The sequence below is a fragment of the Veillonella magna genome (assembly GCF_959600285.1).
GTDB lineage: Bacteria > Bacillota > Negativicutes > Veillonellales > Veillonellaceae > Veillonella_A > Veillonella_A magna.
This window is the reverse complement of the sequence record NZ_CAUGKU010000003.1, coordinates 104,535-118,075: the sequence shown is the minus strand read 5'-3', so window position 1 is coordinate 118,075 and position 13,541 is coordinate 104,535. Positions and strand designations below refer to the sequence as shown.

14 protein-coding genes are annotated in these 13,541 nt (G+C 43.8%); 5 read left to right on the top strand and 9 right to left on the bottom strand.

The window, feature by feature from the left end; genetic code table 11:
• Nucleotides 1–16: 16 nt before the first annotated feature.
• The gene (locus Q5873_RS03000) at nucleotides 17–1,039 is read right to left on the bottom strand and encodes a sugar phosphate isomerase/epimerase family protein (protein WP_303059167.1); all 1,023 of its coding nucleotides are present in this window, start codon (nucleotides 1,037–1,039) and stop codon (nucleotides 17–19) included.
• Nucleotides 1,039–2,313, bottom strand: coding sequence for an MFS transporter (locus Q5873_RS02995; protein WP_303059166.1), 1,275 nt, complete (start codon nucleotides 2,311–2,313; stop codon nucleotides 1,039–1,041). The genes Q5873_RS03000 and Q5873_RS02995 overlap by 1 nt, the downstream gene beginning before the upstream one ends.
• A 380-nt stretch (nucleotides 2,314–2,693) precedes the next feature.
• Here Q5873_RS02995 and Q5873_RS02990 point away from each other — a divergent pair, with 380 nt between their 5' ends.
• From Q5873_RS02990 to ychF, 3 genes are all read left to right on the top strand, one after another.
• A complete protein-coding gene (locus tag Q5873_RS02990; RefSeq protein ID WP_303059165.1) occupies nucleotides 2,694–3,926 on the top strand; it encodes an LL-diaminopimelate aminotransferase in 1,233 nt (410 codons plus the stop codon).
• Nucleotides 3,927–4,044: 118 nt separating this feature from the next.
• Nucleotides 4,045–5,019 carry a diaminopimelate dehydrogenase gene (locus Q5873_RS02985; RefSeq protein WP_028254502.1) on the top strand — a complete coding sequence of 325 codons (975 nt, stop codon included), beginning with the start codon at nucleotides 4,045–4,047 and terminating at the stop codon, nucleotides 5,017–5,019.
• A gap of 72 nt (nucleotides 5,020–5,091) precedes the next feature.
• Nucleotides 5,092–6,198, top strand: coding sequence for a redox-regulated ATPase YchF (gene ychF / locus Q5873_RS02980; RefSeq protein WP_028254501.1), 1,107 nt, complete (start codon nucleotides 5,092–5,094; stop codon nucleotides 6,196–6,198).
• Nucleotides 6,199–6,340: 142 nt separating this feature from the next.
• Here the strand turns inward: ychF and Q5873_RS02975 are convergent, their stop codons facing one another.
• From Q5873_RS02975 to Q5873_RS02960, 4 genes are read right to left on the bottom strand one after another with little or no spacing between them, the layout of a single operon-like run.
• Nucleotides 6,341–6,622, bottom strand: coding sequence for a putative Se/S carrier protein (locus Q5873_RS02975; protein ID WP_288302032.1), 282 nt, complete (start codon nucleotides 6,620–6,622; stop codon nucleotides 6,341–6,343).
• 22 nt (nucleotides 6,623–6,644) lie between these two features.
• Nucleotides 6,645–7,271: a sulfurtransferase-like selenium metabolism protein YedF gene (yedF, locus tag Q5873_RS02970; RefSeq protein WP_288759933.1), complete on the bottom strand. Its 627-nt coding sequence runs from the start codon at nucleotides 7,269–7,271 to the stop codon at nucleotides 6,645–6,647.
• The gene (gene selD / locus Q5873_RS02965; protein ID WP_288190750.1) at nucleotides 7,261–8,289 is read right to left on the bottom strand and encodes a selenide, water dikinase SelD; all 1,029 of its coding nucleotides are present in this window, start codon (nucleotides 8,287–8,289) and stop codon (nucleotides 7,261–7,263) included. Before selD ends, yedF begins: the two co-directional genes overlap by 11 nt.
• Nucleotides 8,290–8,304: 15 nt before the next feature.
• Complete coding sequence (locus Q5873_RS02960) at nucleotides 8,305–8,511, bottom strand: DUF951 domain-containing protein (RefSeq protein ID WP_288190749.1); 207 nt, start codon at nucleotides 8,509–8,511, stop codon at nucleotides 8,305–8,307.
• Nucleotides 8,512–9,100: 589 nt separating this feature from the next.
• On the opposite strand from Q5873_RS02960, the gene rbr reads away from it, so the two are divergent.
• Entirely contained in the window at nucleotides 9,101–9,649 is a 549-nt protein-coding gene (gene rbr / locus Q5873_RS02955) for a rubrerythrin (protein ID WP_028254497.1), read from the top strand.
• 158 nt (nucleotides 9,650–9,807) lie between these two features.
• Here rbr and Q5873_RS02950 read toward each other — a convergent pair whose 3' ends face one another.
• The 3 genes from Q5873_RS02950 to modA all read right to left on the bottom strand — a co-directional run bounded on the left by Q5873_RS02950 (nucleotide 9,808) and on the right by modA (nucleotide 12,105).
• A complete protein-coding gene (locus tag Q5873_RS02950; RefSeq protein WP_205087556.1) occupies nucleotides 9,808–10,434 on the bottom strand; it encodes an ATP-binding cassette domain-containing protein in 627 nt (208 codons plus the stop codon).
• Between the two features lie 179 nt (nucleotides 10,435–10,613).
• Complete coding sequence (gene modB / locus Q5873_RS02945) at nucleotides 10,614–11,276, bottom strand: molybdate ABC transporter permease subunit (RefSeq protein ID WP_028254495.1); 663 nt, start codon at nucleotides 11,274–11,276, stop codon at nucleotides 10,614–10,616.
• A gap of 37 nt (nucleotides 11,277–11,313) precedes the next feature.
• A complete protein-coding gene (modA, locus tag Q5873_RS02940) occupies nucleotides 11,314–12,105 on the bottom strand; it encodes a molybdate ABC transporter substrate-binding protein (RefSeq protein ID WP_303059164.1) in 792 nt (263 codons plus the stop codon).
• Nucleotides 12,106–12,496: 391 nt separating this feature from the next.
• Between modA and Q5873_RS02935 the strand changes: the two genes are divergently transcribed.
• Nucleotides 12,497–13,474 (top strand): AEC family transporter, encoded by a 978-nt coding sequence (locus tag Q5873_RS02935; protein WP_303059163.1) that lies wholly within the window; start codon nucleotides 12,497–12,499, stop codon nucleotides 13,472–13,474.
• The last annotated feature ends 67 nt before the right edge of the window (nucleotides 13,475–13,541 follow it).

Here is a 13,541-nt window from a genome sequence, read left to right as displayed (position 1 = left end):
CATTGTAATCGTATCTCTACTCATACTGTGCCAACATCCGTTTTATATAGCTTACACTTTTTTCCACACCGTGCATCTGATCAACCAACAATTGTTCAAGCATAGCCTCAGATACTTCATGTGGATAGTAATACTGTGATGGCTTAATAGGATATAGAGGATTCCGAATAGCAAACGCGCCTTCGCCACAGCCATATACACCACCGGTACCAACCGAGCGCTTAAACTCGGCACAGTAGGGATAGCACATTTCAATATTCAAACGCTCTACCGGTGAGTTTTCATACAATACATCAAATAGAGCCGGCACATCTAAATTGCCTTCACCGATGGGCACACCGCATACAACATAGCCAAACTCCGATGATTCATCGGGAATAATTACATGATCCTTACAGTGTGTCATCTTTACATAAGGAGCCATCTTTCGCACTGCTGCCATCGGATCCTCCCAGGCCATCATAGAATTTCCGAAATCAAAAAGCAACTGCACCCAGGGGCTCGCGATTTTCTGTACCAGTGCTACTAATTCGTCTGCTGTTTCATATTCATGATTTTCCAAACATAGTGTAATGCGATACTTTTTAAGCAATGGCTCGATACGACGAATGGCCTCCACTGCATCCCGCAAGTTTTTGGGATCAAAGTCCTGCTTTACTTTTACAATGTCATACGCACCCTCTGCTGCTGTTGCGAGCGCCGATCGATTAATCGTAATGGGTACGTAAGAACGGACAAAGCGCGCTCCTAATATATGTGCTACGCGCAATACTTCTGTCAACCGTTCATACTCAAGATTACGCATATCAAGTTCCACGTACATATCATACGCCTTGAGCTTATCTTTAATTTTTTTCAAATGAGTTTCATCGGCACTGCCCAATGTTCCCCATTGTTCATCAAGATTATAATCCTTGATTACATTAATCTGAACACCGTCCAGTCCCAACTCATGAGCCTTATCGATAAAACCAAAAATATCCATCCGCTTATGCTGAAACCATAAGTGCAGACTTTCGGTTTCCAGTCCTAATTTCATTACTGCACCATTGCCTTTCTGCGTTTAACCATGCGCAACAACACTATAGAAATGATAACGCCCAAGATAGAAAATCCAATCATGCAACTGAATACGAATTGATAACCCGTAAATCCCGGATACGAGTCCAATAAATATCCATAAAGCGCAAAGCAAAACAGTTGCGGTGCGTATCCCAGAATGCAGGCAATACTCATAGCTGCCCCGGAAATATCTCGCGGCACATCAATTTCATCGACATTAGCAAAAAATACGGCTCTCATAGTAAATATAATGGCACCATATCCCAATGTCAAAACCATCCCTAGGTACACATTAAAATTCTTATGCGGTAACATCATGAAGATAACCATATATATAATAGCAATAATCAACGCTACACGAGTATAGCGAATAGGCGAATGGAATTTTTTATCTACCAAGAAGCCTCCTACAGGACCGCCTACCATCTTAAGACCGTACTGGTTAATAATACCGTATGCACCGACCAATGCCACCGGTAATCCATAAATATCTTTCAAGAACGGAATAAAATATGTAAGACCGCAATATACAGAGTACACGGAGAAAATCATGAAGGAGACTACCCAAATTTCAGGCATTTTAATTGCTTTCAGCATGCCATCAAACGCTACCTTAGACTGAGACACTTTACCTTCCAAAACTTCTTGCGACACTTTGTCATCCTCTACTAAAAAGTAGGATACGATCCCTACGGCAATAACAATGCCGGAGTAGAATAAAATAGATCCGCGCAAAGCAAATGCAGTTTCGCCCAGTCCAACGAAAATAGCTAACGCAGTAAAGGCAACTATGGTATCGACAATACCGCGCCCGGCTTCCAGAAAACCAAACAAACGGCCCTGCTCTTCACTCGTACCCAACAAGCGCACCGCTTTGAGCAGTACCGGCCAATACACAATTTCTCCCCAGAACGAAAGTAAGGCCCAAGAGATTAAAATACCCATATATCCCGGGAACGTAGAAATATAAATACCGGTTAAACCAATGCCCACCAAAGAGATAGAAATCATCTTTCGTTTTGAAAATCTGTCCGCCAAGTAGATGGAGGCAAAGTTACCGATAGTTTGTACTAAACCATATACGGATAACGCCATACCTATCTGCGTGTTTGATAAACCCATAAACTCTTGCATCGGTACATAGAAAGCATCCTTTAACGAAGAAAGCTTAAATATAGTACCTCCGCCTAATACGAGTACTACAAATGTAAACCATTTGTAAGCTACTGCGCTCATTCTGTCCTTTAACATACGGCCACCCCGTTTCCATAACTAAAACATTATAGTTTAGTTGCAACTTTGTGATTACAATATATCATTATTTGTTAATTATGTAAATTATTTTATGTTGTTTTGTGTTTTTATATTACATTTTTATATATATTGCTATTTTTATTTACCACAGATTGCACTTTATGCATGGCCATATGCAATAAATCAATATTTCTTCTCAATTATTTATTGCATTCCTTATAAATTCTATAGTAAAATAATTTTCGAAACGGACTATATTCTATATACTATGAATACAGTCATACATGAATCGATTGCATGCTGCAATGGCAATTTTTCCGATAAACTTATCGGCATGCATCACCACTACTGAATGAGAATTGAGGGGGATTTATCCTATGGCAACCGTAAATGAAAACTATTTTAACCTGCAAGGCTCCTTCCTCTTTGCGAACATTGCACGCAAAGTAGAAGAGTTTCAGAAGGCACATCCCGATGCTGACATCATTCGACTTGGCATCGGCGACGTAACACTGCCGCTTGTACCGGCTGTAATCGACGCTCTTCACAAAGCCGTTGACGAAATGGGCAATGCCGAAACCTTCCGTGGCTACGGTCCGGAGCAGGGCTATGAATTTTTGCGCAAAGCGGTAGTAGAAAAAGACTATGCACCGTTGGGCATCACTATTGCCCTCGATGAAGTATTCATCTCCGATGGCGCTAAATCCGATGTAGGTAATATTCAAGAATTATTTGCCGAAGACAACATCGTAGCCATTACCGATCCTGTATATCCGGTGTACTTAGACAGTAATGTCATGGGCGGCCGCACCGGTAAAGCTATTGACGGCATCTTCGAAAAAGTTGTATATTTGCCGACGACGGCAGAAAATAACTTCTCTCCGCACATTCCGAAAGAACGCGTTGATATTGTATATCTTTGCTGCCCTAACAATCCTACAGGAACCGTACTCAGCCGTGCCCGCCTAAAAGAATGGGTTGACTGGTGTAAACAAAACGATGCTATCCTCATGTTCGACTCCGCATACGAAGCATTCATTTCCAGTGAAGACACCGTTCACAGCATTTACGAAATCGAAGGCGCTCGCGAAGTAGCCATCGAATTCCGTTCTTTCTCCAAGACGGCCGGCTTTACGGGCACTCGTTGCGCTTACACCATTGTTCCTAAGGAAGTGACTGCCCGTACTAAAGATGGCGAACGCAAACAGCTTAATCCGATGTGGAACCGCCGTCAGTGCACCAAGTTCAATGGCGTGCCGTATATCATTCAGCGTGCTGCCGAAGCAGTATATACCGAAGATGGTTACAAACAGACGCGCGAGAACATCGCCTACTACAAAGAAAATGCCCGCATCATTCGTGAAGGTCTCGAAAGCATTGGGCTTACCGTATTCGGTGGTGTAGACGCACCGTACATTTGGCTAAAAGCTCCGGCCGGCATGACCAGCTGGGATCTCTTTGATCTCTTATTAGAAAAAGTTCACATCGTAAGCACGCCGGGTTCCGGTTTCGGTCCATCCGGTGAAGGCTATTTACGCCTTACCGCATTCGGTAGTCGCGAAAATACATTACGCGCTATCGAACGCATCAAGACGTTGTCTTTTAAATAAGATAACATCTCGGCGGTAACGCACTCGTTATAAATGCGGGCCCGCCTATGACGGCGGGCCCATTTAAATATATTCTTTACAAAGTATAGTCAAAAAATTTTAAAGGAGATGTATCTCTATGAACAAAATCAGAATTGGTATCGTAGGCTATGGTAACCTCGGTCGCGGTGTAGAAGCTGCTGTAGGTCGTCAGCCGGATATGGAACTTATCGGTGTATTCTCTCGTCGTTCCGGTCTCACCACCAACAGCGGTGTAGCCACCTACACAATGGATCAGCTCGCCGATTTTCAAGGTAAAATCGATGTCATGGTCTTGTGCGGAGGTTCCGCTACAGACCTTATCGAGCAAACACCGGAAGTTGTAAAATACTTTAACGTTATCGACAGCTTCGATACCCACGCCCGCATTCCGGAACACTTCGAGAATGTAAAAAAGGCAGCCCTTGCCTCCGGTAAAGCCGGTCTCATTTCCTGCGGCTGGGATCCGGGTATGTTCTCCTTGCAGCGTGTGTACGGCGAAAGCGTATTGCCGCACGGAGAATCCTACACCTTCTGGGGTCGTGGCGTAAGCCAAGGTCACTCCGATGCCATTCGTCGCATCAAAGGTGTTGTAGATGCTCGCCAGTATACGGTGCCGAAGAAAGAAATCATCGACGCAATCCGCAATGGTGAAACGCCGGAAGTAACTGCCACCTCTTCCCATGATCGCGAATGCTACGTAGTCGTAGAAGATGGTGCCGACAAAGCAGCTATCGAAAAAGAAATCAAAACGATGCCGAACTACTTTGAAGGCTATCATACAACGGTTAACTTCATTTCCCAAGAAGAACTCGATGCCAATCACAAAGGCATTCCTCATGGTGGCTTCGTCATCCGCAGCGGTGAAACCACAGAAGGAACTAAACATATTTATGAATTTTCTTTACAGCTTGACAGTAATCCGGAATTCACCGGTTCTGTCTTAACCGCCTTCGCCCGCGGCCTCTATCGTTTGGCCAGTCACGGTGGTCGCGGTGCCTTCACTGTATTCGATATTCCGCCGGCATGGTTGTCGCCGAAAACGGAAGAAGAATTGCGTGCTCACTATTTATAATGCTATAATAAAATAAATTATGGTTACAGCGCATCTATGAAAATAGGTGCGCTATGATTTTGAGGTGAACACATGAGTACAAATTTAGAAGTAGGTATTGTAGGCTTGCCGAACGTCGGCAAGAGTACCCTATTCAATGCTATTACAAAAGCCGGAGCGGAAGCAGCTAACTATCCGTTCTGTACCATCGAACCAAATGTAGGCGTCGTTGATGTGCCGGACGAACGCATTAACGTCTTGGCTGAAATGTTTAAGTCAAAAAAAATTGTCCCTGCCGCAATGCGCTTCGTAGACATTGCCGGTCTCGTAGCCGGAGCTTCCAAAGGCGAAGGGTTGGGCAACAAATTTCTCAGTCACATTCGTCAGGTAGATGCGATTGCCCAAGTAATTCGTTGCTTTGATGATCCTAACATCACACATGTATCCGGCTCTATCGATCCGATTCGTGATATTGAAATTATCAATACCGAATTATGTCTGGCCGATTTGGACAGTGTCGAAAAACGTCAGCAACGTATTGAAAAGATTGCCAAAAGCGGTGATAAAGCAGCTCGTGCCGAATTGCCGGTATTAGAAAAAGTAGCTGCTGCACTTAGCGAAGCTATTCCGGTGCGTGCGCTTGGTCTTGAAGAAGAAGAACTGGATATGCTCAAGGAGTTAACTCTCTTAACGGCCAAGAAATCCTTGTATGTAGCTAACATTTCCGAAGATGAAGTGTCTGATTATTCCGGTAACGACTACGTTAAGCGTGTACAAGAATACGCAGCTAAGGAAGGTTCCGGTGTCGTTGTCGTGTCGGCACGTATCGAATCGGAAATCGCCGAGCTCTCCGACGAAGAAGCCAAAGCCTTCCTCGAAGATTTAGGCGTAACCGAAAGTGGTCTTGATAAGCTCATTAAAGCCAGCTACAGTTTGCTCGGTTTGATTAACTTTTTTACAGCCGGTGAAATGGAAGCGCGTGCCTGGACGATCGTAGACGGCACTAAGGCGCCGCAAGCTGCCGGCAAAATTCACTCCGATATAGAAAAAGGATTTATACGTGCAGAAATTGTTGCCTATGATGACCTCATTGCCTGCGGCAGTCAAAATGCAGCCAAAGAAAAAGGTCTTGTTCGCTTAGAAGGCAAAGACTATGTCATGAAAGACGGCGATGTAACCTACTTCCGTTTTAATGTATAAACAGAATACGATCCATAAGTAAATTACTGTAACAAAAAGGCCATCGGCTTTGCATTTGCAAAACTGATGGTCTTTTTACATCGTTTTATAAAATTTTATATAATCTCTACTGACTCATCTTAGGCAATGATTTTCTGCTCACTCATCCCCTAAGCGATGCACCGAACAATTCATCTGCCGATAGCTTTACACAATCTTTCGCCGATCCACCGTAGCTATATACCCCGGAATGCGATATACCATTATCTCGCATGTACCCTAAAGCCATTCCCAAATCTACTCGCTTTAGCAAAATACACAAGCCACATGCATGGTGTAACTGCGGTGGTGTAGGAATCAGCTTCATCACCAGTCCCTTTTCTTTGAAAAGTGTCTCTGCTTTAGTAGCAAAATAATAACTGGTGAACATAATCAAAGTATCCATTGCGCGTTCCTAATCCTTTAGCCTACAGAGTGACCATGGCTTCCGTCATCATCGAATCGGAAATAACATACATGTTAGTAATGGTGCCAACCTTAACAGACTCCTTCAAGCCATAAAAATCAAGACAGATACCGCAGGCCGCAATCTCTACACCTGCATCCGCCAAAGCCTGCAGATTTTCCAAGTGTTCCGATCCTTCCGCAACCATTTTAACGCCGCTGTTAATGAAGAAAATCTTTTTCGGTTTTACATCGGCTTCCGTCAAGCAAAACCAGAATGTCTTCATCAAGGAGCGTCCCAACTCTTCACTGCCTTCACCAAGATAGTCCTTGGTCATCAAAAGAACACGACCGCCTACTTCGGGAATTCCTTTTTTCTCATGTACTGTAGCCGTCGATTCTGTCTGATTTGCCACTATATCATTACCCGGCGGCGTCATTCGAATATAGTAAGCACTCCCGCGTTGCTGAATACCTACCGCATACTTTTTAGATTTCCCCAACTTAATTACATTATCTCGGCTGACTTCATTATCTACGACGGTAACAATTACCGCTTCCGGAGAAGCATCCATAGCTTTTTTACTTTCAATAACGGGGACCGGACATAATTTTCCCCGTACGTCCACTACTACTTCTTTACTTGACATATACTGCGCAATCTCCTTTCGTTACTACTTCACCGATACGCGTTGCTGCAACTACACCTGCCTCATGCATGGCCTTCACTAAATCATCGGCTTCCTCCGGCGGCACCGCCAACAGCAATCCACCGGATGTCTGCGGGTCAAAGCAAATATCGCTCCATACTTCATCTACGTTTTCTGCAAAACAAATACCCGATACGGCTTTACGATTTCCATACGTTGCCGCCGGCACCAATCCCATAGATGCCGCTTCCACCGTATCCGTAAACAAAGGCAGCTGCGCTGTGTTGATAACAATAGACACATCACTGCCCTCTGCCATCTCACGCCCATGTCCCATAAGACTGAATCCGGTCACATCCGTGCAAGCATGTACCGTAAAGTGTTGTGCCGTTTCTGCCGCCGCTTTATTAAGTGTAAACATACTGTTTGCCGCCTCTTGCGTGCCGGTCTCAAAGACGCCGCCTTTCAAAGCAGTGCTCATAATTCCGGTACCGATAGGCTTGGTCAAAATCAATGCATCGCCAACCTTAGCACCGCTATTCTTCCATACCTTGTCGGGATGAATCACTCCGGTAACGGACAAACCAAAAATAGGCGTTTCGTTTTCAATGCTGTGTCCGCCTACTACTGCAATCCCGGCAGACTCCAGAATATCCGCCGCCCCGTTTAACACTTCCGTCAATACACCTTGCTCTACCAAAGGCACGGGAAAACCTACAATATTCATCGCTGTCAACGGCCGTCCTCCCATAGCATAAATATCACTGACGCTATTTGCCGCCGCAATGCGCCCGAAGGTACGAGGCTCATCTACGATGGGCGTAAAAAAATCTAGGGTCTGTACTAATGCCGCATCATCCGTCAAGCGATACACGCCGGCATCATCAGCCCCTTTCATGTCTACCAGCACATGTTCATTCGTCGGTACCCGAACTTGCTGCAACACACCTGCCAATATATGCGGCCCTATCTTACAGGCACAACCTCCCTTGGCTGCATAGGTTGTAAGCTTAACCATGTCGCACTTCCTTTCTTACTCTACGGCCTCCGGTCCGCGAGACACAATCTTTTTAACCGCCTTTTCAAATTTAGGGCGAGCGATCATAACTTGGTGACCGCAGCCTCGACACACCATAGTAAAATCTACCCCTATACGTCGCACTTCCCATTCGTCACTACCACAGGGATGCGTCTTCTTCATTTTTACTATATCGCCTACATAATATCTAACAAATGCCATAACTGCCTCCTACACGATACGCTACCTTATTACTTTCTTATTGTAACACTCTTATTTTCTCTATGCAAAATTCAATACGCCCTTACCCGCTTCATCTTTCTTGTCATAATCTACTTCGTCCAGCCACGCAACATAATTTGCTTATTGCAGTTATATCCTTTCGCTTATCTTTTAGATTTCCTAATCTACGCTAGCACAAACCGGATTCTGACATAAACTGGGTTACGGTAACGTAGGTTATCTTATTATAAAGCGTATCAAGTTACCTCATTGAATGGTATATAAAGAATATATTCCGTTAATTATCAATAGAGGATTCTTTACTATGATATTAATTCTCATTTAATAAAATCAGAGTATAGATTATCATATTACTATTACGTATTCCCGAAACATAGATGAAATCTACATTGATAAGCATTATCATTTGAAAATAAATTTATAAAATTCGATAAAAAAGACTTGCTTTTCTCATTTCTATGTCCTATAATGTAATCAACAATGATTATTCATTAATTTGAATTGTTTACTACATTCTAAAAGTTTGTATGTATTGTTGTTTATGTGAGTGCATAAAGGAGAGATTATCATGTCAGAATTAAAAGGAACTAAAACTGAACAGAACTTACAGGCTGCATTTGCTGGTGAATCCCAGGCTAACCGTAAATACACGTATTATGCTGCTGCAGCTCGTAAAGCAGGCTTGAACAAAATCGCTGATTACTTCGAAGAAACCGCTTTGAACGAAAGCGCTCATGCTAAAATCTGGTTCAAACTTCTCCAGGGTGGCGACGTTAACGCTGACGTAGCTGTTAACTTGAAAGACGCTGCTGCCGGTGAAAACTACGAACACACTACAATGTATCCGGAATTCGCTAAAGTAGCTAAAGAAGAAGGCTTTGCTAAAATCGCTTACCTCTTCGAACAGGTTGGTAACATCGAAGCTCGTCATGAAGAACGCTACAACGATCTTCTTAGCTATGTAAACGGCGGTAAAGTGTTCAAACGCGAACAGCCAGTTGCTTGGATTTGCGCTAACTGCGGTTACATTCATGTAGGTAACGAAGCTCCGCAGGTTTGCCCGGTATGTGCTCATCCGCAGGCTTACTTCTCCCAGCATAGCGACGTTCTTCTCTAATTCTAACTACTAAGTAGCTTGATTATAGTGAACGCAAGGTTGCAATACTATATAATAATATAGCCAAGTGGCATTACATGTATGCAAGTGCATACTAAAAGACCGACGGTGGTTTTCCATCGTCGGTCTTTTTCATATCTATAAGCTTCTCATTCTGTTTATTCTGTATATAACTGCCCTGCCTCACAATGCCATCGCTGTTGTCCTACCTCATCAGCTTCATTTTTATCATGAGTAACCCATAAGCAGGGGATCTGCCATTCACCGATAATATCTACCAAATCCCGGCGTACCTGTTCCCGCAAATTCCAATCTAATGCCGACAACGGTTCATCCAAAAGCAGTATGACCGGCTTAGCATATAGAGCACGCCCTAATGCTACCCTCTGTTGCTCACCGCCCGATAATGTGCCTGCCTTTATATCTTTGTACTTACCAAGTCCCAAGCGATTCATAATATGGGATAGTAACGCTTCATCACCGCGTTTGCTATAGGTAATATTGTGATATACCGACATGTGTGGAAAAACAATATTTCCCTGAGGCATATAACCTACAAAGCGTTGCTGCGGAGCCAGAAAAATATTCTTTGTCGTATCCACCCATACCTCATCATTGCGGATAATACATCCCGTAGTAGGGCGTACCAAACCGGCCAGCGATTTGATGATGGTAGACTTGCCGCTTCCCGAAGAACCGGTTAGTGTAGTAATCCCGGTATCCAATACGCCCTCTGCCTGTATTAACAGCGTTGGGCGCTGCACTGTTATTGCAAAAGATATCAAACTCCATCGCTCCTTATTTCTTCATCCTTCAACGTCGCACCGTTAACTTTAAAACGACTAGCGCTCAAAACAGCAACACTACTAAAAATAGTAACACTAATAATACTAACACTAGTAATACTAACACCAATAACACTAACACCCAAAATGCTTACTTCAAAACGATCAGAACAATTATATCAGCGTCGCTGTCCGAATAAACCGCCCTTGGTAATAAGATGTACACTCCACAACAAACCCAGCGTAAGCGCGCAGATATAAACGACAATAGCAAAGGCTCCGCTGTAATCGCCTACTTCCACTAAAGAATAAATAGCCAGCGGCATGGTCCGTGTAAGCCCCGGAATATTACCGGCAATTAAAATCGTCGCACCGAATTCCCCCAATGCTCGACTAAATGCCAAAATAGCCCCCGTCACAATTCCCTTCCAAGCCAAGGGAATAGAAATAGTAAAGAAAATCCGCAGTTCCGAAGCACCCAAGGTACGAGCCACATCTTCTACAGCGGGATCAATCGAACTTAGCGCTGCCCGCACTGTCTGATAAAATAATGGAAAGCCGATGATCGATGATGCCAATACAGCCCCCATTTTGCTGAATACCACCTGTATTCCTATGGACTGCAGCCACGCACCAAAGGCTCCGCCGGGGGAAAAAATAACTAACAACGCAAAGCCCACTACTACCGGCGGCAAAACTAAAGGCAAGGTCAACACCGAATCGATGAGTGCCTTGCCTTTCACATCATACCGCTTCAATATATAATTCAGCAGCAGGCCCACTACGATAATATGTACTAATGCCAGGAGAGCAACCTCCAGCGACAACCATAATGGACTCATAGTTTATAACTACTCCTTGCTAGCTACCGCTATGCATTTATTTTGCTGTATTCGGTACACTGGTAAATCCGTACTTCTGTAAAATCTGTTGTGCTTCGGCACTGGTCAGATACGCATAAAAATCCTTAGCCAATTGATTTTCGTTCTTTGTTACTAACGCAATAGGATAGATAATTGGCTTGTGACTGTCTGCCGGAGCCGTATCGGTAATGACAACGCGATCCTTGGAAGCCATGGCATCCGTCTTATACACAAATCCTGCATCCGCTGTTGCTTCCGCAATATAAGCGGTTACTGCTTTTACATCCTTCGCATATACCAGCTTAGGTTGTACTTGTTCCCATACACCTAATTTTTTAAGACTTTCTTCTGCATACTTACCGGCCGGTACCGTTTCAACCGCGCCGATAGCCAAGCGATTTACATTTCCTAAATCACTGATTTTATAGGCCTGCTTACCTTTGGGAACGATAAGTACCAATGAGTTCGCCGTCAAAGGCTTTACCTTTTCCACCAAATTCTTATCTTGTAACAGCTTCATATTACTTTCGTTAGCCGAAATAAAAATGGACGTAGGTGCCCCCTGCTCAATTTGCTGCCGCAGCGTACCGGAACCGCCGTAATTAATTGCGATCTGGGAAGCATCCAAATGATGTGCCTTCACGTAATCATCCTTCAACTCGTTCATAGCTGCCTGCATGCTGGCTGCTGCTGATACCGTAATAGTTTCTTTTGAAACATCCGCTTTTTTTGTGTCATCGCTTTGCCCGCAACCGGCCGTTACCAATAACAACGCACTTAATGCTACCCCCAACCATTTCTTATTCATCTCACTACCTCCTTATCGTATCGACTCTGATGCTCTGCTCATCACCATATCATATACGCCATCGCAGTCTTTCTAAAAGCAGAGCACAATATATATTTATCTGTTCATATCCATATTACTACAAAACACGCAGTTCCGCACGTCTCATTCATCACATAGGCATAAATTGTCAGTTAATTATCTTTGCTAATCACAGGCTATATGCATTCTCTTTTCTATGGGTACTACATTATGATAGTATCTCACTAAAGAATGTAGGCAGTACATATTTTCATACCGGCTATAGGAAATTAATATATTTTTATTCTTACTTCACTGTGATATAGTATAAATAACAAGTGTAGGTATAGAATTAACAGAGGTTGTCCCTCTCTTAGGAAGGAAGTCATGTATGGAACTGTTTATACATATTTTTTGGACCAGCATTATGCCGATTCTCATTATGGTATTCGCCGGCTTTATATTGGATAAATTATTTACATTGGATTTACGTACCTTAAGTAAGCTGAATTTTTTTATTCTCTTACCTACCTACGTATTCACTCAAATTTACACGGCTCATTTAACAACGGAAAGTATCGAAATTTTCTTCTGTGCCCTGCTCATCTTAATCAGCAACAGTTATGTTGGTGTCGGCGTCAGTAAACTGCTGGGCTATGATTTGAAGAAAACCCAGATCATCCGCAATGCTACCATGTTTAACAATGGAGGCAATATAGGGATTGCCATTGCCACCTTTGTATTTTCCAATGTACCATACATCGTCAACGGCAAAACACCTTATGTGGAAGTAGGCATCGTCGCCATTATCGCTTCTTTTATCATCCAAACCATCAGCTGTAATACGCTGGGCTTTTATCAAGCCGGTGTCGGCGTACTGACTAAACGCGATGCATTGCGCATGGTCTTTCATATGCCGGTGTTATATGTAGCCCCCGCTGCTGTTCTGGCGCGCTGGATTCCCTACGATCTTACCACTCTTATGGTTTGGTCACCGCTGAGCATCTTCTCTCATGCCTTCGTTGGTATGGCTATGATGACCTTAGGTGTACAAATGAGTCGCACTCCTTTGAATTTTATAAAGAAAGACGTTATGGTCGCTACGGCCTTACGCCTCATCGGCGGTCCGATTATTGCTGCCACCTTGATGCTCTTGTTTATCACCCTCTATTCACCGGTGCATCCTATCTCTGCCCAGGCTATCATCATTAGCTATAGCGTACCTTCCGCGGTAAACACGGCCCTCATCGCCTTTGAAATGAAAAATCATCCGGAGTTGGCTACGCAAATCGTCATGGCCACCACCCTTTTCTCGGCCGTCACCATGCCACTAGCCATACTCTTTGCCTATTACCTTTTTCCGATATAAGAGAATATAAAAAAATAAACCCTCTCCTGCGTGGAGGCTCTTCGCAAGACCGAGCCTCCTAGTGGGA

What these genes read in the sequence shown, in the direction of transcription:
- Q5873_RS03000 (WP_303059167.1), bottom strand. Translation starts at nt 1,039, where the DNA reads ATGAAATTAGGACTGGAAACCGAAAGTCTGCACTTATGGTTTCAGCAT.
- Q5873_RS02995 (WP_303059166.1), bottom strand. Translation starts at nt 2,313, where the DNA reads ATGTTAAAGGACAGAATGAGCGCAGTAGCTTACAAATGGTTTACATTT.
- Q5873_RS02990 (WP_303059165.1), top strand. Translation starts at nt 2,694, where the DNA reads ATGGCAACCGTAAATGAAAACTATTTTAACCTGCAAGGCTCCTTCCTC.
- Q5873_RS02985 (WP_028254502.1), top strand. Translation starts at nt 4,045, where the DNA reads ATGAACAAAATCAGAATTGGTATCGTAGGCTATGGTAACCTCGGTCGC.
- ychF (WP_028254501.1), top strand. Translation starts at nt 5,092, where the DNA reads ATGAGTACAAATTTAGAAGTAGGTATTGTAGGCTTGCCGAACGTCGGC.
- Q5873_RS02975 (WP_288302032.1), bottom strand. Translation starts at nt 6,622, where the DNA reads ATGGATACTTTGATTATGTTCACCAGTTATTATTTTGCTACTAAAGCA.
- yedF (WP_288759933.1), bottom strand. Translation starts at nt 7,271, where the DNA reads ATGTCAAGTAAAGAAGTAGTAGTGGACGTACGGGGAAAATTATGTCCG.
- selD (WP_288190750.1), bottom strand. Translation starts at nt 8,289, where the DNA reads ATGGTTAAGCTTACAACCTATGCAGCCAAGGGAGGTTGTGCCTGTAAG.
- Q5873_RS02960 (WP_288190749.1), bottom strand. Translation starts at nt 8,511, where the DNA reads ATGGCATTTGTTAGATATTATGTAGGCGATATAGTAAAAATGAAGAAG.
- rbr (WP_028254497.1), top strand. Translation starts at nt 9,101, where the DNA reads ATGTCAGAATTAAAAGGAACTAAAACTGAACAGAACTTACAGGCTGCA.
- modB (WP_028254495.1), bottom strand. Translation starts at nt 11,276, where the DNA reads ATGAGTCCATTATGGTTGTCGCTGGAGGTTGCTCTCCTGGCATTAGTA.
- modA (WP_303059164.1), bottom strand. Translation starts at nt 12,105, where the DNA reads ATGAATAAGAAATGGTTGGGGGTAGCATTAAGTGCGTTGTTATTGGTA.
- Q5873_RS02935 (WP_303059163.1), top strand. Translation starts at nt 12,497, where the DNA reads ATGGAACTGTTTATACATATTTTTTGGACCAGCATTATGCCGATTCTC.